Origin of the sequence: Wolbachia endosymbiont (group B) of Horisme vitalbata, assembly GCF_964028625.1 — a bacterium.
GTDB lineage: Bacteria > Pseudomonadota > Alphaproteobacteria > Rickettsiales > Anaplasmataceae > Wolbachia.
In genome coordinates this window covers 1,077,168-1,101,335 of sequence record NZ_OZ034797.1, presented here as the reverse complement: position 1 = coordinate 1,101,335, position 24,168 = coordinate 1,077,168, and the positions used below count along the sequence as shown (strand labels likewise).

The following is a 24,168-nucleotide window of genomic DNA, read 5'->3' as shown; positions in this document are numbered from 1 at the left end:
AGGCAATTCTATAAAGTAGGTGGTGGTTTCTTGTTACTACTTTAGCTTCTGTCAAAAAGATGTTGCATTGTAATACAAATGTTATATACACAAGTCAGCATGTAGGCAAAAATAGCTTTTATTATTGATATCTCTGATGGTTATACAATAAGCTTGGTATAGTGGGTTTAGTATAATATAATAAAGGGGGTTTATGTTCAAGATACAATATCCAACAGATCATCTAAAAAAAGAAGATATTAATTCAAAGATTACTGAATTATCGGATGAAGTGCAATATATAGAGCAAGCTAGAGAATTTTCTCAACTTAAGCGTTATCGGAGATCTGATGTTGATTCCGAAAGTGGAAGTCAGATTAAGAGAATCGATGTTCCAGGAGACGGTAGTTGCTTGTTTTGGTCTGTTACTATGGCTTACTTAATACCCGTCAGAAACGACGATGCTTTATTTCGACAAAGGTATGAAGTACTATTTGGAAATGATGGAACTGTAACCCAAAATTTAGATCATATTAGAGGTTTGGTTCGGAATTTAGGTGCTGCGAATTATGATGATACATTTGCAAATTTAGTAAGAAACTTATTTCGTAATCGAGTAGTTGATCACATAAGTTCTTATAGAAATGAGTTCAGAGATTTTGTTGAAGGTGATTTTGAGCGTTACTTGGAAAACATGAGGAACCCTGATACTTGGGGAGGTGAACCTGAAATAAGAGCAATGAGTGGAATGCTTAGCGCAACGATTAGTGTTTCTGGTGAAGTTGAGACTCAATATGGTAATGGGGATATTCAAATACAATTATTTCATGTTGGTGCACCAGGTAAACGAAACCATTATAATTTTGGTCTTGAAAGGAATATTATTGATAATGATAAAGAGCTTGCAAAAGGCTTAAAAAGAGTCATGGGTAAAGTAAGACCACAAGACTTTGAGTTAATACAGTTATTGATAGAGGAAGCAGATAAAGAAGTTGGTATAAGCCGGCAAGATGAGGATTTTAAATCTTTTGAACCGAGATTTCAGTCATTTGTGGATCAGATTCCATCTTATTTACACTCTGTAGAAAAAGCAGGGTTTTTTACACACTTCTTCCTAGGTAGTTTTTCTACTTTGTTGGATACAGAGATGGCAAAAAAGCTAGACATCAAGGAGATTTATTTTAGCTTTGACGGTGCAAAGACTTTGAAGGTAGCTATTATAAAAAATGGTGAAATGAAGAGTCAAAAAGATGTGATCGATAAAGTAAAATTATTTGTTATATCAGAAAGTGGTTCTCATTCTTACACTCAAGAGTTTGATCAAGGTGAATTGAAGGAGGTATTAGGCAAGCTTTACTCTCTTATTGAAAATAACCTAGATAAAATTAAAGTTAAATCAATAAAAATCATTAAAGATGCCGGTCATCAGGGAGAAATAGTTGTTGATGTGAAAGATAAAGGAGTAGACATAGAACATAATTCTGAAGTTCAATTTAAAAAAGTGAGAAAAGGGTTATGGAGGGATCCCGAAGTCGATATAGCGAAGCTAGCTATTTCCAATCAGCGAACAGTTAAAGCATCTTTAAGGAGAATTCTTGATAAGATTTACACAATTCACTCCGAATATGCAGACTCACTAATCTATGCTAGCAGAGCACGTGAAGCAGCACATCATGGATTTATGGTAGGCGTTTTCATGAATTTCCACTATAGGTATAATCTTAGAGTTTATCCAGAGCAATTTGCAGGAAGGGGTTATGCAGATATTATCCTGCTAGCTCGTGGTCCTGATCGTGCATTAAACTCTATTCCCATTATTATTGAATTAAAAGCAGGGGCAGGTCCTAATGCCACTCCAGATAAGGCTTTGCAACAAGCAGAGAGGTATGCACAAGGCTTCCAACCAAATGTTATGCGGGTTTTAACCACTGCGGACGAAATTTTATGTGTTGGTGTCAATCTTGATAGTTCATCTCCTATTTCTAATATCGGAGGGTCGAGCCGTGAGGGGAGAGTAATTCCTCTTTTTCAAGATATATTAAAGTCTGCTGATGATTGGGATACGCAAGAAATCTACACAAATGCGCTAAAAAAACGAATAAAAAATAATATGGAACGTATCTATCACACGTTTCCTGGTACACCGGAAAAGGGAGATAATCATTATTTTAGTAGGTTTTTACTAGGGCAATTGTTATTATTAAGTGAAGATTCAGGAACAAGTTTAAAAAAATACATTTTTATCTATGGAGGCAATATACCTACTGAAGTGCATCCTAATCTTCGTAGGCTTAGACGTCCAGCAGCTGAAAGAGCCAGAGAAAGACTATCGGCTAATCTTGATGCAAGCCATGCAGTTGTAACAATGGTGCTTATTCCAGAAAATACAGAGAAATTGGTTTATGTGATAAATATTATTGAAGCTAACAGAAAAGATGTTCTGAACATGCTAAATGAAGTACTCCCTCTTGATAGATTAAATAGAGAAATAGGGAATAGGGAAATAGTCGAATTAAATCTTAATTTTGATACTAGATACAAGTCAGATTTTAGAAGATATCTTACTATTTGGACTGAAAAATATAATTCTTTACAAGAGTACAACAACGGAGCTGAGAGATTTCAAGGTACTTTCAAAGAAGTTCCTTATCCTAATGAGTTAAAAGAAACATTTGATAAAGCACTAGATATCCAATCCTTATCAATAAAAGGATATAGTGGATTATTAGAAAAAATTGGAGAAGGAATATTCCCTTTTAAGAGTCTCGTTAATAAAGAAGCTCATTTCCAGGGAATATTGAATGGAGTATTTAGTTATTATAGCGACCTAAAATTACAAGAATCACCAGAAACTAGAGCATTAGTTTTAACTGAGTTTCAAACTGGTAGAGGGGAACGCATTGATATGCTAGTTCATGGTATTAAGTTTGTAGCTCAAGGTGGAAATGCTGAGGAGTACACTCCAATAGGATTAGAACTTAAGACATCAAGGCAGGGCAAAGGAGCTAAAGCTTTATTGAGGGAAGCAAATGATCAAATAAATGAAGAGTATAAAGAGGGCGTTACCTATAAAACACTCACAGATGGTGATGAGGTGAAATTTATCGGTGTTGTTTTCGATAAAGGATCTAATAATCCAAATAAACTTATTTTAACAAGTAGGACAGCTAAGGAAGGATTTATTCCTGTTGGTGTAGTTCATAGTTCAGTTCATATGTTACCTACTGTAGGGCAGTGTTCTAAAGGAGAAAAAAGAGAACCTTCATCACCAGAGTATCCACCAAGTAAAAAACCAAGAAGAGAAAGAAGTGTAAATATGGCCTGCAAGGATTCGTTTGATGAAGAAGAGATTACAGAAGAGGAAAAAGAACAACGTATCAAAGAGTTGTTTAATGCTGACAAGGTAGCAGAAAGAGTAAAGAATATTGAGTTTTATGATCAGCTTTTCAAGGTTTCTGAGCGAATATCTAGAGGTGAAACTATAGACCAAAATGTTGAAGAAGCATTTATCGCAAAAGTTAAAAATATAGATCTAAGTTCAATAGATCCAGAGATTAGGGATATTGTGAAGGAGATGAAGGACAACATAGAAAATAAAGAAGAAATGAAAAATATCCTGAGAAGGTCTGGAGTAGCAGAAAAAATAGGGAAAGTAGCAGAAGGTGCAGGTCTTGCCTTTACGGTATTTTTAGTTGGTAAACATATAGCAAATGGAGATGTAGAAGGGCTAGGTTATGATGCATTAAATCTCTGGGTAATGCCAAAGATTGGTGAAAAAATCTCTGGAAAAATGTTAGAGTTAGGAACAAAGCTTGATTCTCAGATGCTAAAGGGATTTGCTCCAGTTATGGGACGTGCTATAGGTAACTTTGCAGCATTTTTAGGGTTAGCGGAGTCGATAAAAGCAAGGGAAAATGCAACAGATCCTGTAGATGTAAAGATTGCTGACCTAAACATCGCAACTAATTCCATTTTTATAGCTGCAGATGTACCTGCAGTTGTTACTGAAACAATGTCGGCTATAGGTATGGAAGCTGGAGTAATAGGAGAATTTGCCGGTCCGGTTGGAGCTGCTATTTCAGTTGCTGTTATTATCATATCACAATTTGTAGAAGCAGAGCTTGAAGTAGAAAAGTTAACAGAACAAATGAGTCTTACAGATCAGGAAAAGCATGATCTTTATTGGGATTTCTTTCTTAGTAAAAAACTACCAGATTATATAGGAAATGATCTGCAAGCAGAAGAAATATATAAACAGTATATATCAAAGATCTTAGATCAATTTAAGGGTAGTTATGATAAAATAGCCATATCATTACCTTCTATACTTCTTACAGAAGAAAAATACCTTGATGGGTCTATTTTCAGGAGAAAAAGAGAGGTGATGCAATCAGATGATGCTTCTGCGTATTTGGGAATAACTCCTTGTTTCCGTCACACAAGAATAGTTGATAATAAATTTGATTTTCGATTGATAACACGTGTTTCAGATATCTCTCTCAATGTAAAGAGTGGTAACAACCATATTAGCAGGCTTCTTCCAAGTACAATGAAAAATTATAGTGCTATTTGTGGTCCTAAAGGGGATGATGTTGATCTAACAGTGATAAGTGAAAAAACCTTACAAAGAGTAGAAGGTGTGGCACAATGCGGTTACAGATCAGAGTATGAGAATATGGTATTGTCTACAACAGTGAAAAAAGTTTCTTTAAAAGAGTATCTGCCTGGTTGCCAGAATGCAATTATGTATAGTAAAAGCAGTTCTTCTAGGCTGCCTGCAAATATGTTGTTTTACATACCTAATAATGATGCTTTTATAAATGTGACTTCTAATTATACTATTGATGTTATTTTTAATGGTAAGAATATACTACTTAATAGTTATGGAATCGATAATCAGGGGTCTAGTGTACAGAACAGGTATTATTTTACAGATCAGTTAAGTAATTGTGATATTCATAAACAAGGAACAAATTTCTTCTACATAGCAAAGGATAATTTTGTATGTAATTTAGGTGGATCTTCTACTGGACAAAATAATATAGTTGTAACACGAGGTAATTTTGCAGATTCAGAGAATATACACTCTGTCATTGGAAGTAGCAAAGCTAATCATATAGAAGTTTCTCATGCAGGTTATGTAGACGGTAAAGGTGGAAATGATGTAATAACAGCAAAAAACTTTACTACAATAAAAGGTTATTTTGGTGACTCTATTCGTGGAAAAGGGTTGGTGTTATTGCCAATAAATTTTAGTGATATAGGTAGTATGACTCATGCTAATAATATAACAAATATCTACAATAAAAGTGGAGCTTTTATAAGTGTAGATAAACAAACATCAGTAAAAACAGCAGATGGTTTGTTTGTAACTCCAACAAAAGTAGACATTAATACTGATAGAGTAACAAATGTGCACATAACAAAATTAGATAATAAGTTGGATAATCTGCAAAAAATGGACAATTCAAACTTTAATATTACAAAGCAATTATTAAACACTAATTATCATGGTGTTGTAGGTAGTTCTAGTAATCATATTTTTTACCCTGATGAGGATCACCATAATTTTTACTGGAAAGCTCCAAGTAATATAAGCCATCTTTATCTTTTCGATAACAGAAACGCTAATATTATGATTGCTCAAGCAAATGGTATATTAGATTTTAGTCTACTAAATAGTACGTTAAATGATATGCCATTTATAGAAGATAATAAAGGAGAAATAAAGATTAACAAAAATGGCCTAAATATAACCCTGCTATCAAATTATAAAGATGTTACAGTTACATTTAATGGGGAAGAATATTACAAACTTCAGAATGGAGAATTAGAGCGAGATTATTGCTCTCATAGCTTAAAAGTAGATGGAAGATTTAGTGTTAATGGTACTAACCTTTTAAATCATCATAATTGTTTCACATTTGACTCAGAAAAAGTTCTTTTTTTGAAGCTAAATAATGATTTGCTATTGTTATCAGATAGAGGAGCATTATCAATATCGGATTACTATTCTTCTGTTCATAAAAACTGGGATTTATCCATAGAGTTGAGCGACAAAATTATGGAACCAGAAGAATTTGGAGAAAGAGCTGATGAATTTAGTTCTTTCAGATATTATAAGCCAGATGAGCAAGGGTTACAGATTTATCATAATCAACCTGTTAACAAGAATGATATTGGTTTAGTTGATTTGAAAGATAAGTCTATATTAGATTTCAATATGAGAGTTATAAATGATACCTTATTGCTATCACATAAAAATAACACTCTTGTAAAAGTAGAGAACTGGAATACTTATCAACCGGCAAGAGAAATGATGTTTGCTTTTAATGATGCAATAGTTTCTAACTCAAAGTGTATAGCTTCTATTTGTAACTCAGAAGATGTTATAGTGGAATTTAATAAAGAAAAAGCAATTCTATCTACAGAGCAACTGTTTGATGCTGTGAGACGAAATAATCTTAGTGAAGTTAAGAATCTTCTCAGTATGGGTGCAGATGTTAATATTAGAGATAGGCGTGGTTGGGCACCTTTGCACTATGCTTCTGATAACGATAATAAGCTTGATACATCCAGGGCAATTTTAAATCGAAATGCTAATATTGAGGCTAAAACTAATATTGGAGAAACACCGTTACATATAGCAAATGCTTATGGTCAATTGAAAATAATTGAGCTTCTTATAGATAAAAGGGCTAACATTGAAGCTAAAACTAATGATGGTTTAACACCTTTGCATGTGGCTATTCAGCACAATAATACTACACCTAAAATAATTGAATTTCTTATAGATAAAGGTGTTAACATTGAAGCTAAAATCAAAGATGACCAGACACCTTTACATCATGCAGTTTTCAAAGACAGGCTTGATATAGTTAGAGTACTTTCAAGTCGAGGGGCTAATATTGAAGCTAAAACTAGCGATGGAAAAACACCTTTAGACTTGGCTATTCAAGGGAATTATACAGACATAGTAGGATTTTTAAAACAAACAGAATTAGACAAAAAATTATTGACTGCCACAGAAAATGGAGATCTCTCTGAAGTCAAAAAATTTGTTGGTCAGGGTGCTAGTGTTAATGCTATAGAAGTGGGCATTTTTGGTAGGAAACCTATACACATTGCTGCTGAAAAGAATTACAAAGATATTATAGAGTTCCTTCTCGGTAAGGAGGTAAGCGTTGATGATACCAGTAACTATGGTTGGACACCGCTACATTATACAGCGTCGAAAGGCTGTTTAGAAGTTGCAAAGTTTCTCATTGACAAAGGGGCTAGTATTAATGCTCAAAACGTTTATGGCAGAGAGCCTATACACATTGCTGCTGAGCACGATAATAAAAATATTATAGAACTTCTTCTTAATAAAGGAGTAAGTGTTAATGAGGTTGACAAAGACGGCTGGATGTCTCTGCACTGGGCTTCTTGGAATGGCCATCTTAATATAATAGAATACCTGGTAGGTAAGGGAGCCAATGTCAATGCTAAAGATAGGAATGGTAAAACACCGCTAGATCTTGCTAGAGATAAAGGATATAATAATGTTGTAGAATACTTACAACAAACACAATTAGGTCTAGATAGGCAGTTGTTAACTGCAGTACAAGGTGGTAATCTTAATGAAGTTAAGGATTTTGTAGTTCGAGGCGCTAGCTTAGATACTCAAGATAGTAATAATGGTTGGACACCTATAATCTATGCCGCTCAGGGAAGTAAATGGGATGCGGTCAAGTTCCTTATAGCTCAGGGTGCCAAGTTTAATAATGAGATCACATATCAAGGAACACCCTTGCACTTTGCAGCTCAAGAAGGTAATTCAAATATGGTTCAATTTCTTCTTGACAAAGGTGCTAATATTGAGGCTCAAGATGCATACAATAGGAAACCTTTGCATATTGCTGTTGATGTAAACAGGTTGAATGTAGTAAATCTACTTCTTGACAGGGGTGCTAACTTAAAGGCTACAGACATGTACGGCAAGACATCCTTAGACCTAGCTATTCAAAAGGGTTACGAAGATATAGTAGAAGTTTTGAAACAAAAACAATTAAATCTAGATAAAGAATTATTAATTGCTGCAGAAAAAGGAGATCTTGAAAAAGTGAGAGAAAGTATCAGACGAGGTGCTAATGTTAATATTCAAGATAGGCAGGGTTGGACTCCTTTATTTTGGGCCATTCAAAAGAATAATTTTAATATAATTGAACTTCTTTTAGATAACAGTGCTGATATTAAGGTCAAAGATAATGAAGGTTGGACACCTCTTCATTGGGCTGTTCAATTGGGTTCATTAAATGTAGTTAAATATTTTGTTGAAAAGGGTGCTGATGTCAATGCTTTAACTGCTGACGGTAGAGCACCTCTAGATATTGCTAAAGATAAGGGGCACAATAAGATTGTGGAATATTTAGAAGAAAAGCTCAGTGAAGGAAGAGGAGGACGCAAACGCCGTCATCATCATGGAGATCATAGTCGTCATCACTTATCACGTAAACCTCTTGCTATAAATTCAAGTAATCAACCTGAAATAGCAGCAAGCAGTGGTATAAGACCATTTTCATGGATAAATTATTGTATTTCTTTGGTGAAAAGCTCTGTAGGTAGATTATTGAGTTCTCAATCTGAGGGGACTGCAAGTTCAGTATCACAATTTGATGGGCAATTTGCCAAAGCGTCGATAAGTAATAGTAGTCTCACAGGTACCACATTACCATCTGATGATACAGATAAAAGACAAAAAAATGGAGGTTTCTTTCGAGACAACGTCGATTATGTAAATGCAAATCTAAAACGAATGTGTGAAAGGCAAGCACCTGTTAAATTTAAGCCTAAGGGTAGAAATACAATATTAGAAATGGGAGATCACTATCTATCACAGGTTGACTTTAATGGTACAATAATTTTATTTGACTTATTGATTAGAAGATTTACAGGTCAGAAGTATATTTCTACAGTAGATCAGTCTATATCTCCACTAGAAGCACAGGGCTATGCACTCAATATTACAAAGGGATTTGAGAAAGTAGTAGAGCAAGCTGGATTAAAAAGTGGTGTATCAATGCATCGATTAAATATTGATTATATGGGAATGCAGAAAGATATTGTTAGAAAAGTCGTAAGAGGTCAATTTAATGAGATCTCAGGAGTTTTAAGCTCGTATTTAGAGAAAGCATGTCCTAGTAGAGAAGCAGGATGTCCTGGTAAATTAAGTTCTAAAAAGTTTGACAAGTTTATAGCTCAATTTAATAATGGGCTGCTAAGTCAATCAATAGAGCAGATATTACACAACGGAGATGGTAGATTAGAAGTTGATGGTGCAAAGCAAATGAATTTAGAGCCTCAAAGTTATTTAAGTAATGCTTCAGTTCACAGCTATTCAGAAGTATCAAATTGTCTTTCTGAGATAGGAGTAACCAAACTTGGAGGTAATCTCAATAGGTAGGTTATAATATAAGAGGTGGAGCTATAATATGCCAAGTAGTGGAAAATTTAAAGTGAGGGTAGCCAAAATAATTAGGGATACCAGACTAAGTTTGATGATCCCAATACTAAAATGGATGAAATAGGAATAAGAAATACAAGACTAGAATTGGTAAATAAGTGGTTAATGTGTTTTCCATATTGAACTTACAGCACGTAGCTTTGATATAGAAGTTTGGGTAATGTTATGATAGTAATTTATATAATTCTATGTGCAATCTTTATAGCCATTTTAGACAGTTCACTAGATTCTTAATTAGGGGATATGTCTAACTTAGGAAAGATTTTCATCAATGTTGAAGTGAATAAGTAGGGATATTATGTTTTTTCTTTGAGTTGTGAAATTTCAGAATGAGAGAGACCAGTAATTTGAGCTATAACATCTATAGAAACACCGGCCTTGAGCGAGTTTTTTGCTACTTCAATTTCTCTTTCTTTTCTGCCTTTTTCCTGGCCGATTTGGATGCCTCTTTCTTCTCCAACCCTAAGACCTTCATCAAATTTTTGAGCTAAAGCAGCTATTTCATCCATTATACGTTTTTTCATTTGTTCATATGCTAGTAATTCTTCTTCTGACCAGTTAAACTTATTCATCTCTTCATAAGCTCGTTTTATTATTACATCACTACCAACTATCTTATCTAGATCCTCTTCCCTTGTTTCTCCTGCATATCGAAAAAAATAACACCATTTCTCTACTATATTTTCTAGTTGATCTTCCTTTGTTTTTGTAAATTTTGGTAATTCTATGAATACGAAGTAAAAATCCTTTAAGTCATGTTCAAAGCTATTTTGATCTAAAATGACATGATTAGATTTGTACTCAGCTTTGTCTGGAAAAATAATACAATCAGCAACAGCAATAAAGATAATTTCCTTGAGGTTATGATAGTCATCACCTTGATCAGCTTGACTTGAATAGGCTTTAGCAGCATAATATTGAGCACGCTTTTCGAAGCCCTTGGTCTTAGTGAACTGGTCAGGTAAGGAAGCAGTATTACTACTACCCCCTCCCTTAGAAACGCAGCATGCAGGTTTCCCCACACTACGCTTGAGCCCCTTATCTAAGTTCTTCTTTTCTAGAACCGGCTTGTCCTTCATGATTCCTCAGGAAACATCATTCTTAATGGTGACACCAACAGTAGAGAACCTTCTCTTGAGAAAGAGCTTGCTAACATTCTTGTTCGTTTCACTCTCTCATCAAAATACTTTTTCCATTTTAAGTCAAGGGGATTTGCATCCGCTCTGATTTTAACATGTCGTCTGATAGGTATATCAATCAGCTTAAGCAGTCTTAAATACCGTATCTCTTTTGGTTTGTTCTTGCATATGGGTGCAGCAAAAACCCATTGGCGTTGACCCATTACTTTGAAGTAACGATTCTTTATCCAACGTAATCCTTTACGAGGATGTCTTTTCTTTGCCCATTTCCATAAACTATGCCAAATTTCATTGTCGATCTTTCTAAACGCTTTTTTAGCACACACATGGTGATAGTAATTTCCCCATCCTCTCAGTAGAGAGTTGAGTGACTTAATTACTATAGCCTGAGTGTTCGCTATATTTGCTTTTATCAATGTACGTGCTTTATTAAGAAGTCTTTTAATACTTTCTTTCGAAGGTTTAATAATTAACTTCTTATTATATCTACGTACATTACAACCAAGAAAGTCAAACCCTGTTGTGATAGATGTAATCTTTGTCTTCTCTTCTGACAGAATTAAACCTCGCTCATGAAGAAAAGATGATACTAAAGGCTTAACTTCCTTTTCCAGTACTTCATGTGTGAAACCTGAAATAATAAAGTCGTCTGCGTATCTGATTACATTCACTCCACTTCTGATTTTGTTTCTTTTTCTACTGCCGAGTTTACCAAATCGACTTTCCAATAACTTTTCAAGTCCGTTTAAGGCTAAATTGGCTAGTATTGGAGAAATTATACCACCTTGCGGGGTACCTGCAGTTGTGGGATACAGAGTTTTTGATTCTAGGAAGCCAGCTTTTAACCAACTATGCAGAATTTTTTTCTCCATAGGAATATGCTTCATAAGCCATTCATGATTAATGTTGTCAAAGCATCCTTTGATATCACCTTCAAGTATCCATTGTAGTTGATTACGACTTGCCAGTAACAAATGACAAGCTACTGTAGCATCTGCACAGGATCTTTTAGGTCTAAAGCCATAGGAGTGACGATCACTGATCGTTTCAGCTATCGGTTCCAGAGCAAACAGATATAATGCTTGCATGGCTCTATCTTTTATCGTGGGTATTCCAAGAGGTCTTCTTTTGCCATTAGATTTACTGATATAAATCCGTTTTAGCGGAGAAGGTTTATATCCTCTTTGCTTTAACTGCTTTATTCCTTGAAATTTAGCATTGCAAGTTGACCATAGTTGACGATCTACACCTGCTGTGGTTTTTCCTTGGTTTTCAGTTACTCTCTTAACAGCCAAAGCTTTTCCGCTAAAAGAGCGTGTGAGAAGATGTTGTAAAGCTTTTACCTTACCCCATCTTCCTTCTTGGACAGCCTTAACAATACGTCTTTGTAGCCTCACAATAACTTTCTGGCATTTCTTCCATGGCAATTGCTTCCATGCTTCAAAGCTTTCGGTAGATGCACTTACGGGTTTACTTGTAATCATCTGCTTTCCTACCTTAAGTGGTTAACAAAGTTTCTTGTCACGAGGGACCAAATGGAAGTCTGCTCGTTTTCACGCGAATTAATGTTACAAATTCTATCCATTTCGTTACAAAATGGCATTCGCTTTCTCCATTCTCCTTTACCTGCACTTCCATCAGCATTCCTTGCGGTTTGCTTGCCATGTAGGCGAAAATACAGGCTTACCCTGTTTCTCCAGTCATACAACAGTGGGTTAGGTGGCTTCTCTATACCGGTGGAGTTATTATTTGCGTACATCTAGAAATGAAAAATGTAACTTATCCACATTACCTTTTGGTCAGAGCTTATCAGCATCTTTAGCTCTTTCATCGTATCGGTACTTATAAAGCTTCACTTACGTTCACCATACCACTAGCCTAGCCCTCCAACCACATGATGCTTGCAGTTTATGCCCCTCTCACGATTGAGCATCTTCTTTTTCAAGAGGAGGTTCATTGTCCGCATCGCTTGGCACCAACCGGTTGCCCGATTCGCACTGATGCGTAGACTCAGACGGCAAAACATCTGGTTTAATAAGTTTTAGAATCCTTTCAGTTTCTTTCTGAATGAATTCCTCTCCTTTTAAACAATATGACCGAAGACTTTCAGGTCGCACCATCTCTATAATGTATCTTGAACCTTGAGAGTCCTTACAAAGAACATCGACAATACTTTGCTTTTTAGCGGCAATTTCAGGGTCCATAATGGTGCTAAGGAATTCAACTTCTTGTATAGTATTTATTTCAGTAAACCCCAAAATATCATTCAAAAAGTGAATAAGGATATTCTTATTTTTTTCAGTACCGAATATTTTCTTAAATGTTAAATCAAGCTTAGGATCTAAAAATTTTGAAAGAGCCATAGGGAATCGACTTAAAAAGCATTAATAATTATACACAATTGTGAAGAAATATTCAACGTTTTTGTGCTAAAGTCTATTAAAGTTAGCTAAATTTCAAGAGTTGGCAAAAAACTACCTTCATAGATGACCATAGAATGCTACTGCGCACCTTAGCTGTTTATTTTATCATCTTTTACAACTCCCTCCATAAACCCCAGCAAATGAATTCATGAGCTATAAAGAGCTTTAAAAACACTTATTTTGGGTGTGAGAGATTAACCTCCTAATAAAAATACAAGCCCAAAAGCTCAATTACGATTTACCTAATATCGTGAGATACCGTCTCGTCAGTCAACAAAAAAATTATAAAAATTGAACCTTAAGCTGTATTGTAAAATCACAAAATACTGCCAACTGTTTAGTGGTATAAAGATTATTATAGTTAATGTATATGTTGATAAGTAAATTAGTTTTATATATAAGACAGCAGGAATTTACTTATCAACATATACATTAACCAACTACATTAAACGAATTTATATAAAATACTATTTTATATTAGATGGTAGCATCTTAAATTACTAAAACTTCAGTCAACCTCCTAGCCCTGTAGTTTTTAATATGGTCAGGATTAAAAGCACTTTTGGATCTCAGGATACCAAAAATAGTATGGAGTAGTTTACGCATTGCAGCACCAACGATGGCCATATTATGCTTACCCTTTTCCTTTAATCTTTGGCAAAAGCTCATAATGATAGGATTGTGATTCTTAGCTACTATAGCAGGAAAGAAAAGTGCCTTACATAATGTTCGCGAACCAACTTTACTTAATCTGGGCTTGGCATGTACAGATGAACCTGACGTTATGTTTCGTGGTATAACTCCTGCATATGCTGCCAATTGCCTGGCATCTCTAAAAGCCTTTATGTCAGGAACTTCAGCTAAAATAGCTATTGCTGATTCCTCTCCTATTCCTGGAATAGTTAATAAAAGTTGAAAATTTTCCAACAATTCTTTGTGCTGTTTTAGTAGTTCACGTACAGAGTTTTTTATTGTTTCTATTTTTTGTTCTATGTTCATTGCAAGGTCTTCCCAAGCATTTGCAACTTCTTTTGGCAGTCTCTCTTTTTTTTCTAAGTGGTTATTTACTAATGTCAATTCATCTTTTAACGCAGCCGAGCAGCGATAAAGATGTTTTAGTTTTTTCAATTCAGAAGAAGGCGGTGTCCAGCGAGAAGGTTCCTGTCTTTGGCAATAATCAGCAATAATTTCTGCATCAGTCTGATCATTCTTTTGTCGTACAAGCTTACTCCTCGCATAAGATTTAATACAATAAGGATTTATAACACTAACAAAATGCCCAGTATTGTGCAGAAATTCAGCCAAAGCTCCGCTATAACAACCAGTAGCTTCCATACAAGCTTTCACTTGTTCTACGTTATGTTTTTGTAGAAAGCTCAGTAGACCTTGAAACCCATTATCATCGTTCTTAAAGCTCCTTTTCCTAGCTTCACGTTTTCCTTTTTTGCTTATGAATGAAAGAAAGACATCAAAACGTTCTTTTGAAATGTCTATGCCTAAAAAATTGTTGATCATATATAACCCCGTACGTTACTATTAAAATGAAAAGTAAGGCTTACCTTGTGAATACAGAATTAGAACCACTTAGGTTTTTCTATGATACCGTCCAGCCTATACTTTTGAGGAGGAAGCTCTTATCTCACGAGCAGATTCTTAATCTTGGACAGGTTTCAGAGTTCTTCCTCCTCCATCTAATATTTAAGCTTAAAACATTAGATGCTTTTTTCAAGATACAAGGACAGGTTCATTAATCTCCCACACCTTTACATGATAAAGATCTTGAAACTTAGTGTCAACATTTCAGTAGCAAATTTATGTTAAATCTATATCCTGTCAATATGGACAAAAAGAAGGTTATAATATATACAGATGGATGGAAATCCGGGGCCTGGTGGATAGGCAGCCGTGGTGATGTATGAAAATAAAAGTGTCTTTATCAAGAAACGTATCTCTGGAGGTGAAAACGAATAACAAAATGGAGTTAAAGGCTGTGATTAACGGGCTAAAGATGTTGAAAGTTTCTTGCAAAGTTGTTTTACACACTGATAGTCAGTATATTAAACAAGGTATAACAGAGTGGATCAACAAGTGGAAAACAAATGGTTGGAAGACAGCTGATAAAAAGCCAGTAAAGAACAAGGAATTATGGCAGGAACTAGATGAAGTTGCTTTGCAGCATGATATTAATTGGAAGTGGGTTAGAGCTCACAACGGTAATATGTACAACGAGGAGGAAAATAGACTTGCTAGAAAGGAATCTAAAAAGCTAAAATATAGAGATTGTGAGGTCAAAAAATCACCAAAAAATAGAGGGAACTCTAAGTTTCATAGATTGGGTGGGGTATTATGGCAATAATTCTTTTAGACACAAAAACTATAAATCGTATAGCAGCGGGAGAGGTAATAGAAAGGCCAGCGAGTGTAGTAAAGGAATTAGTAGAAAATGCAATAGATGCTGGAAGTTCAGAGATAGAGATCAAAATAGAAAGTGGTGGGCGCAATCTTATAACTGTGACAGATAATGGAAATGGAATAGAAAAGGAAGATTTGGAACTTGCCTTTATGCGCCACGCTACTTCAAAATTAAGCGATAGTGAGTTAATAGAAATCAAGCACCTTGGGTTCAGAGGAGAAGCTTTACCTTCAATTGCAGCAGTAAGTAGAATGAAATTATCGTCTAAGGCAAGTGGAGCAAAGGAAGCATGGTCTATAAGGTATGAGGGAGGAGAAAAAATAGAAGAGGTTATCCCTTGTTCTTTATTACAGGGTACATATATTGAAGTTCGTGACTTATTTTTTGCCACACCAAATAGACTAAAATTTCTAAAAACCGAGAGGGCAGAAACACAAAGCATTGTTGACATTGTAAATAACTTAGCAATGATTAACTACAGTATTGGGTTTACTCTCACTTCCGGTAATAAAAAGCTCTTAAAATATGCTAAACAAACTTCATTCTTTAACAGACTATGTGAAACAGAAGAAGAATTTCAGAGCAATTCGCTGGAAGTTAAAGAGGAAGAAGAAGGAATCAAACTTACGGGACACATCTGTAAACCAACTATTAGTTGTGGCAATTCAACTCAGATCTATACGTTTGTTAATGGAAGGCCAATAAAAGACAATCTACTTATTGGTGCAATTAGATATGCGTATCAAGATTTTATTCTAAGTGGGAGGTATCCTTTTGCAGTGTTGCACTTAGAGATACCATACGATCAAGTAGATGTAAATGTGCATCCAAATAAATCAGAAGTAAGGTTTCAGAACAAGAGGCTAGTATATGAAATAGTGAGAAGAGGGCTAATAAAAGCATTATCGACGAGAATAGGCACGTTCGCAGCAAGTGATGTTAAGTCTCAAAGTATTGAAGAGTTTGATAGTCAAGAGAAGGTTAATAGTGAAGAGAAAAAAAATCAAAAAGAGTTTTATGAGAAGAGGCCAAGTCTTTTAGAAAATCGTCTAATGAAAGAATTCAATGCACCAGATGAAAGAAGGCGAAGCTTACCAGAAACGTTTAAATATGGAGAATCTCTACCCCAAAAGGGAACGATGGTTTTAGAAAGGAAGCAAATTGATTTAATAGCGGATCATCCTCTAGGATATGCACGCTGTCAGGTCTACAATACTTACATTATTGCTGAGGCTAAAGGAAAATTAATTATAGTAGACCAGCACGCAGCCCATGAGAGATTAATACACGAGTGCTTAAAGCAAAAATCAAGCATAAAAAGACAAAAACTTCTTCCTGAAACAGTTGAAATTAAAAACCAAGCTGGAATGGGGATGGTTAAAACTTATAAAGATGAGCTTTTTGAAATGGGTTTTGATATTGAAATACAATCAGAAGATAAAGTAACGATAAAAGAAATACCTGCAATCTTGGGAACAATAGATATAAAAGAGATGCTAGTTGATATAGTAGATAAGTTAATGGAAATGGAAGATACGTTGCCAATAGAGGATAAGGTGAATAAAATATCAGCCACAATCGCTTGCCATGGAGCAGGAAGAAAAATGAAATTGGAAGAGATGAATGAGATACTAAGACAAATTGAGAAAACTCCATATCCTGGTCATGAAAGACCAACGTATATAGAAATGAAACTAAGTGATATAGAAAAATTGTTTGAAAGGAGATGAGTTCAGTTTGTCAAAAAGGTTCCCAATTAAGTATACGTAACAGCTCTTCTGGTTATGGAGTATAAAATGTGAAAAAAGAGAATAAATGCTCTAATTTTTTAGATTACAAAGTAATAGGACAGGAAGTAAGAAATCGTAGATTAGCAAAGGGATATACTCAAAAAGATTTAGCAAAAAAAATCGGAACAACATATCAGGTAATACTTCAATACGAAAAAGGAACACGCAGAATTTCAATTAAGAAGTTATATGAATTAGCAGAAGCATTATCAACAACTGCTAGAGATCTAGCTTGCGGACAAGAAGTATCAAATGAGGGAAGGTATGAGGAAGAGGAGGTACTAAATCTAGTAAGAAGACATAAAGAGATTAAGGATCAAGAATTACGTGAAACGTTTTATTTATTAACTAAATTCATCCGTATTAGTGAGGAAGAAAGTGGAAAGGCGGTAAAAATAGAAGTAGCAAAGGGTTTGGTTAAGGAAGGAGTTTCTGCTCATGTTATCTCTCAAACGACCAGTTTATCTATTGATGAATATGATAATGATGAAAAAAAAATTTCTATTCCGTATAAAGTAGGTCGAAGAATAAAAGAATGGAGGTTGAGAAGAGGATACACACAAGAAGATTTAGCAAGTAAAGTGGGCATAATAAATCAAAGAATATATGAATATGAACAAGGACGAGCTGGTGTTTCACTTGAAATGTTAGATGAAATAGCAAAGGTACTATCAATTAGTATTACAGACCTACTTCCAGAAACAAGAGAAAATGAGAATAGTGAAGCAGAGCTATCAAGGTTAATAGAAGAATATAAAAAGATTAAAAGCCAAGAGCTACGTAATGTACTAATAAAATCTCTGTTTGAAAGCATACAAGTTTGCAAAGAGAAAGTGAAGAGAGTAGAAAAGATGAGAATTGCAAAGAATTTAGTTAAGGAAGGAATTTCTATCAATATTATTTTAAAAACAGTGGGCATCTCTTTAGACGAAATTCAACAAATTTAAAATAAAAAATCAGTATCTATTAATATCTTTACTTTTTGATGAAAAAATAAGTAAAAAAGATTGAAAAATTGATTTGACTTCACTCAAAAGCTATGGCCTTATGCCAATGCTGACAAAAAACAGCAGTAAATATATAAAAACATTTTGTTATTAGTGAAGGGTAATTTTTATGAATAATAAGAAAGATCGTAGAGAAGAAATAGAATTCAGAGCATTAGAAAGCAACGGTAAAGCACTACTTGATCGTGAAGTAATAGAAACGTTTCTAAGTGCAGTGCATGACAGGGAAGAAGCTCGAATTATTGCTAGAAAGCTAATAGATAGTTTTGGAATAGGAGGAGTTTTAGGCCAGGAAATAGATGACTTGAAAACTATAGAAGGGATAACTGACTCTACAGTAGCAGTAATTTTATGCCTAAAGGAAGCTGCAAAGAGAGTACCAAGAGAAGAGTTAAAGAAAGGACCTGTAATGGATAACTTGGAAACCATAGTAAAATATTTGAGGGTGAGTATTGGTTATTCAGAGGAGGAAAAGATGAAAATAATATATTTTGATCAAAAGTGCCGTTTAAAGGGGGAAGAAGTGTTCACTGGTACAGTGGATAAGGTACCTTTTTACATAAGAGAAGTAACAAGAAAGGCATTAATAAGAAAAGCGACGTCAATAATAATATCGCATAACCACCCAGAAGGAAGGTTAAAGCCATCTGATGAGGATGAAGCTGTAACTAAAGACTTGGCTAAAGCTTGTCAGACTATAGGGATTAGGTTGCTGGATCACATTATCATCACAAGTGTTGGGTATTTTAGCTTTAAAGAGCAAGGACTGTTATAAAGCAGATGTTTGAAGATTTTCATGAGCTGTTTAACTACTTGAATGAAGAAAGTATTTGCAAATACATTAATTGTTGCTTATAATTAATGAGAAAGTATATATTGAATTAATAATAAAGTAATAAAGTCGGTTGTAGACTTAGTAAAGTATATTTAATAGCGGAGGCTAATATGAGTAATAAAATAATTGTACCTTTTGATGATCAAGAAGGAAGTACTTACGAGTTAAACATTGATCTTGATAGATTATCGAAAGGTGAGATGTTAAATGCGATTATAGGAATTGGCCGTACTAAGGAGCAATCCACCTTTGTAAGCAAAATTAATAAGGCTAAAAAGTTTGGAGAAGTGCCCTTCCCTAATAGAGACGTTCAAATCAACTACGGAAAAGGGCTTGACTACATATATGGCACAAAACCTTTGAGTAATCAAGCAGATTATCCAGAAGGGTTGAATCCATTTGCTTCAGCTTTGCAAAAAATAAAGCCAAGTGCAGGTGAAAGTGAAACTTTGAGCTGGTTTAAAAGTGAAGTGGTAGAGGCAAAGAATGTAAATGAATTGCACAAAGTTATAGACAAAGTACTAGCTTCTGGAGGAAGGCTAAATGCATGTAATGATGGAGAGTGGAGCTTTGCTGAATATGTAGTATTGGGTACACATTTTCATAAATTAGAAAAAAGTGATCGAAAAAAGATAATGCGTAAATTAATGCTAAGCGGTGCAGAGTTTCATGATACTTTATTGGAGAATAAATTGATAGGTGAAATCTATAATGAGCTACAACCAGAAGTTCAGCCACAGATAGAGAAGCAACTAGAAGAACTAGAAAAAGCTGGCGAAAGTGCTGTTCAAGAAGGAGAATTAATAGATATCGAGATAGACAATACAACATCGTATATAGAATTTTCTGATAATAGCAAGGTAGAGGTAGCCAAAATACTGGAAGCAAACAGAAAGTTAGGAAGTAATATTTTAAAAATTGGTAATGATGCAGTTGAGGTTAAAAGCGAGAAGGGAGGTATAAGAAACTATATCGATATGTCAGATGAAAGCTCTATTATATTACAATTTCCTACAAGCATTGGTCAGCTAAATATTATATTGTACCACGATGTAAAAAAATATGATCAAGTACAAGTCAGAGTAGAAAACAAGGAAATGTGGGCTGAGTTACAAAAAAGAGGCGAAGAAATAGGAAAAAACTGCCTTTTTGGGGGAGTGAAACTTCAAGAAGCAGTAGAGAAAGGTAATTTCACTAGATGTGGCATATGGAATGAAAAGTATGCTATAAAAGAGATTGGCAATGATGAAGTATTGTCTTCATGGGTAAATAGGGTATGTGGAGGTAGTAAAGAAACCTTTAGGGAACTTTAATTCATTTATTTTAAGGTTCCAGAGTTTACTGGAGCCTTTGAGCTATAGTAGAAAATATTATATATATGGTTTTTTGCGTGGAAAAAAGTCTAGATTATGAAGTAGGACAAAAAGTAAAAAGTTGGAGGTTAGAGCGAGGTTATACTCAGAAGGGTTTAGCTGAGAAAATTGGTGTAAAGTACTGGGTAATACTGCAATATGAGAAAGGGAACCGTAAAATTCCAATTAAGAAGTTATATGCCATAGCAGAAGCATTATCAGTAAATGTTAAAGGTCTAGTTTGTGGAGAGACACTACCAAATAAAAAAAGATATTTTGAAGATGAAGAAATATTAAATTTAGTAAAGGGGTATAAGGATAAAGAATTAAGCGAGGTATTTTATTTATTAACCAAATTTATTCGTTTGAGTGAGGAAAGAAGCAGAAAAGCGGTAAAAATGGAAGTAGCAAGGGGTTTGATGAAAGTAGGAGTTTCTGCTCATGTTATCTCTCGAACAACTAACTTATCTATTGGTGAGTATGAGGAGAACAAAATTCCCATTCCATACAAAGTAGGGCAAAGGATAAAAGAGTGGAGATTGATACGAGGATATACACAAAAAGATTTAGCGAATAAAGTTGGCATAACAAATCAAGGAATATACGAGTATGAACAAGGGAGAGCTGCTGTCTCACTTGAAATGTTAGATGAAATAGCAAAGGTATTATCAATCAGTATCATAGATCTACTTCCCGAATCAGATGAGGATAGTGAAGCGGAAGAAAAGCTATCAAACTTGATAGAAGAATACAAAAAGATTGAGAGTCGAGAATTACGCGATATGCTAATCAAGTCTTTATTTAAAGGTATACATGTTTGTAGAGAAAAGGTCAGAGAGGAAAAGAAGATTGAAGTTGCAAGGAATTTAGTGAAAGAAGGAATTTCTGTTGATATTATCTTGCAAACGACAGGCTTATCAAATTATATGATTGAGAAATTTTTGTGATTTCATAAAAACTTAGCCAATAGTGGATTTTTTTGTGATAGAATATATGTTTGCTTCTGTAGGAAAAACAGCTTTTAGAGGATTTATCTATGATAATTCAGAGCATATTGGCTCAGCAAGCTACGAGCTGGGGAAAAAAATAGAAGGTTGTAGGATAGTACAAGGGTATACTCAGGCAAAATTAGCAAGCAAAATTGGTTTAACACATAAGGAAATACATAACTTTGAACTAGGGTGCAAGGCTATTACAATCAAAGAATCGTATATAATAGCAGGAGCATTGTCAGTTAATGTTATAGATCTACTTCCAGAACCAACAGTACTAAGAGAAAACAGTTGGTATGAAGATGAGGATAAAGAAATAGTCTATCTAACAAAAATACATAGAGAAATTAAGGATCAGGAATTACGCAAGAAGCTGTATCCATTAGTAAGGTTTGTATATATTAGCGAGAAAATTAGCCAAGAAGAAGCGAAAATAGAAGTAGCAAAGAATCTAGTGAAAGAAGGAGTTTCAGTTGATATTATTTCCCAAGTGACTCGCTTATCTACTTATGAATATGATGATATAGAGAAAGAAATTTGTACTGATTCTATACTCTACAAAGTGGGGAAAAGGATAAAAGAGCAGAGATTAATACGGGAATACACTCAGGAGGACTTGGCAAATAAAATCGGTTCAACACCTAAAGAAATACACGACTATGAACGAGGATATACAGACATTCCAATTGAAATATTATATAAGATAGCAAAGACATTATCAGTTAACATTAAAGCTCTTGGACTAACAGAATATGAAAATGAGCCAGTTTTTGGGTTTATAGGTAAATGCGAAAAAATTGAGGATCAAGAATTACTGGATACGGTAGCCAGATCTTTATCTGAAGGAATGCAAACTGGTAAAGAAAAGGTTAAAAAAGCAGAGAAAATCAAGATTGCAAAAGATCTAGTTAAGGAAGGTGTTGCTATTGATATTATTGTGCGAGCAAGTGGCCTAACTGCTGATGAGTGTGAAAATTGAATTGTGTTAAACAATATATTAAGATGTAAGTAAAGATAGTTATATATTTAATATTTCTATACAGAATTTTTCTATCACTTTCTGATTGTCCTCTATCATTGCCTTTGCCTCCTGTTGAAGAAATTTGATATTTTTTGATGTAATGTTATCCATGTCAGCCGACGCTAGCTTCAATTGCGATTGTATTCTTACGTATCTATTGCCTATTACTTGATTCATCTGATAATTTACGCAGTCCAATCCAGAGGCAAACATCACATTTAACAAAGGTTTTATCCAGCCTATTTTTCCAAATCTCTTTGAATTGGCATACTCTATGCTTCTGTCTGTTCTTCCAGTACCTATCGATAACAGTAGAATATCATCATTTGGAAATAACCTCTTACCACTTGCATATGCACAAGCCGCTGGATTATTGGCAAACACCCCACCATCCACTAATACTCTGTTTATCTGGTTAATTTTTAGATGTTTTGGTATGAAATAAGTAGGTGCAGCCGTTGCAGCTCTGAGTGCATCTTTCAGCTTAATATTACCTTCTTTCCAGCTTTTGAAGAAAAATGGGCAGTTATTGTGAATATCGTAACTCGTAATCAACACATCACTTAAAGTGTTTTTAAGGATATCATCGCCAAAATATTTATCCAGTACAAATTCAATATTTTTATGTGGGTATTGTGTGCAATTAAGCCAAGAAAATATTGATCTTCTCAAAAATGAAGATTTAAAAATATATGACCCGTATTTTTGGTAAAGCTCGACTAAATCATTGGCTGAATATTGAGGGTTTCCTTGTTTATCTTTTTTACATAATCCTGCTATAACAATTCCACCGGTTGAGGTTCCTGCCACTAAATCAAAGATTTCAGCTATCGGTTTCCTTGCCCTCTTTTCTATTTCTGCTAGTATAATGGCTGGTATGATGCCTCTTATGCCTCCGCCGTCAACTGAAAGGATGTATTTTGCCATGGTTAGGTATTTATTGATTTTATTAACTTGTTCGCTTTTATCGGGATGTGTTTCCTGCCCAAAAGCCACAGTCTGCTTCACGCCTGGAGAAAATTGCACCAACCTAATAATTGATTCCGTAGACTATGCTAAAAAATCTGTGTTGGTTCAGGCATACCAATTTACCTCAAAGCCTATTGCTGAATCCTTGGTTCAAGCTAAAAAGCGTGGAGTTGATATTAAGGTTATTCTAGATGAATCACAAACTAGTTCAAAACATAGTGTAATTAACGAATTATTTGAGCACAAAATCCCGATATGGATTGACTTTAAACCAGCGATTGCTCATAGTAAAATAATGATTATTGATGATAACAAAATAATAACTGGCTCTTTTAATTTCACCTATGCAGCTGAATCAAGAAATGCTGAGAATCTACTGATTATAACAGGGGATCCTCAATTAGTTGAGCAATACATCGAAAACTGGAAGGATCGTCAATCTCAATCTGATCCTTATACACCAAAAGTAGAAGAATAATTACTTTAAATCAGCTTTAAGTTCATCCAATTCCTCAGAAAGATTTTTTACCCTTTCCTCAAGTACTAACACTTTTTCCATTAAACCATATTCAATGAGTTTATCGTGAAATTGTACCCTTGAGTCTAGCTTGGATAACCACCATATCAATGCTACGGTTTGGATTAATATGGTAATAATTACCGTAATTGGGATTTTTTGCTTTTTCATGTGAAAATATTAACTTGTTATGGATAGTTTTAGAAATTTATGTATAGATTATAGA

General features: G+C 34.6%; 13 protein-coding genes and 2 pseudogenes. 9 read left to right on the top strand and 6 right to left on the bottom strand.

Annotated features, from left to right (window positions below):
* Positions 1-193 precede the first annotated feature (193 nt).
* Positions 194-9,424, top strand: coding sequence for an ankyrin repeat domain-containing protein (locus ABWU56_RS05325; RefSeq protein ID WP_265024828.1), 9,231 nt, complete (start codon positions 194-196; stop codon positions 9,422-9,424).
* 356 nt (positions 9,425-9,780) lie between these two features.
* On the opposite strand, the gene ABWU56_RS05320 is transcribed toward ABWU56_RS05325, so the two are convergent.
* The 4 genes and pseudogenes from ABWU56_RS05320 to ABWU56_RS05305 form a co-directional block, all read right to left on the bottom strand.
* The gene (locus ABWU56_RS05320; protein WP_353281240.1) at positions 9,781-10,563 is read right to left on the bottom strand and encodes an Rpn family recombination-promoting nuclease/putative transposase; all 783 of its coding nucleotides are present in this window, start codon (positions 10,561-10,563) and stop codon (positions 9,781-9,783) included.
* Positions 10,560-12,107 (bottom strand): group II intron reverse transcriptase/maturase, encoded by a 1,548-nt coding sequence (gene ltrA / locus ABWU56_RS05315; protein ID WP_149168704.1) that lies wholly within the window; start codon positions 12,105-12,107, stop codon positions 10,560-10,562. Before ltrA ends, ABWU56_RS05320 begins: the two co-directional genes overlap by 4 nt.
* A gap of 633 nt (positions 12,108-12,740) precedes the next feature.
* Positions 12,741-12,986 (bottom strand): annotated as a pseudogene (locus ABWU56_RS05310) (PD-(D/E)XK nuclease family transposase); the annotation flags it as partial.
* Positions 12,987-13,538: 552 nt separating this feature from the next.
* Positions 13,539-14,561, bottom strand: a complete 1,023-nt coding sequence (locus ABWU56_RS05305) for an IS110 family transposase (protein ID WP_264377700.1) — start codon at positions 14,559-14,561, stop codon at positions 13,539-13,541.
* A 323-nt stretch (positions 14,562-14,884) separates the two neighbouring features.
* On the opposite strand from ABWU56_RS05305, the pseudogene rnhA reads away from it, so the two are divergent.
* The 7 genes and pseudogenes from rnhA to ABWU56_RS05270 all read left to right on the top strand — a co-directional run.
* Positions 14,885-15,300: pseudogene (rnhA, locus tag ABWU56_RS05300) on the top strand (ribonuclease HI); the annotation flags it as partial.
* 92 nt (positions 15,301-15,392) lie between these two features.
* Positions 15,393-17,189, top strand: a complete 1,797-nt coding sequence (gene mutL / locus ABWU56_RS05295; protein WP_353281239.1) for a DNA mismatch repair endonuclease MutL — start codon at positions 15,393-15,395, stop codon at positions 17,187-17,189.
* Between the two features lie 68 nt (positions 17,190-17,257).
* Positions 17,258-18,196, top strand: coding sequence for a helix-turn-helix domain-containing protein (locus ABWU56_RS05290; RefSeq protein WP_353281237.1), 939 nt, complete (start codon positions 17,258-17,260; stop codon positions 18,194-18,196).
* Between the two features lie 169 nt (positions 18,197-18,365).
* Positions 18,366-19,031, top strand: coding sequence for a RadC family protein (locus ABWU56_RS05285; protein ID WP_262986252.1), 666 nt, complete (start codon positions 18,366-18,368; stop codon positions 19,029-19,031).
* A gap of 170 nt (positions 19,032-19,201) precedes the next feature.
* Positions 19,202-20,404 (top strand): hypothetical protein, encoded by a 1,203-nt coding sequence (locus ABWU56_RS05280; protein WP_353281236.1) that lies wholly within the window; start codon positions 19,202-19,204, stop codon positions 20,402-20,404.
* Between the two features lie 65 nt (positions 20,405-20,469).
* Entirely contained in the window at positions 20,470-21,390 is a 921-nt protein-coding gene (locus ABWU56_RS05275) for a helix-turn-helix domain-containing protein (protein WP_353281234.1), read from the top strand.
* Positions 21,391-21,436: 46 nt separating this feature from the next.
* On the top strand, positions 21,437-22,414 hold the full coding sequence (locus ABWU56_RS05270; RefSeq protein ID WP_264377706.1) for a helix-turn-helix domain-containing protein: 978 nt from the start codon (positions 21,437-21,439) through the stop codon (positions 22,412-22,414).
* 39 nt (positions 22,415-22,453) lie between these two features.
* Here the strand turns inward: ABWU56_RS05270 and ABWU56_RS05265 are convergent, their stop codons facing one another.
* On the bottom strand, positions 22,454-23,383 hold the full coding sequence (locus ABWU56_RS05265; RefSeq protein WP_264377097.1) for a patatin-like phospholipase family protein: 930 nt from the start codon (positions 23,381-23,383) through the stop codon (positions 22,454-22,456).
* Here ABWU56_RS05265 and ABWU56_RS05260 point away from each other — a divergent pair.
* Complete coding sequence (locus tag ABWU56_RS05260) at positions 23,370-23,903, top strand: phospholipase D family protein (RefSeq protein ID WP_353280975.1); 534 nt, start codon at positions 23,370-23,372, stop codon at positions 23,901-23,903. The genes ABWU56_RS05265 and ABWU56_RS05260 overlap by 14 nt on opposite strands.
* Here ABWU56_RS05260 and ABWU56_RS05255 read toward each other — a convergent pair whose 3' ends face one another.
* Positions 23,904-24,113: a hypothetical protein gene (locus ABWU56_RS05255; protein WP_262986488.1), complete on the bottom strand. Its 210-nt coding sequence runs from the start codon at positions 24,111-24,113 to the stop codon at positions 23,904-23,906. It lies immediately after the preceding gene.
* Between the last annotated feature and the right edge of the window lie 55 nt (positions 24,114-24,168).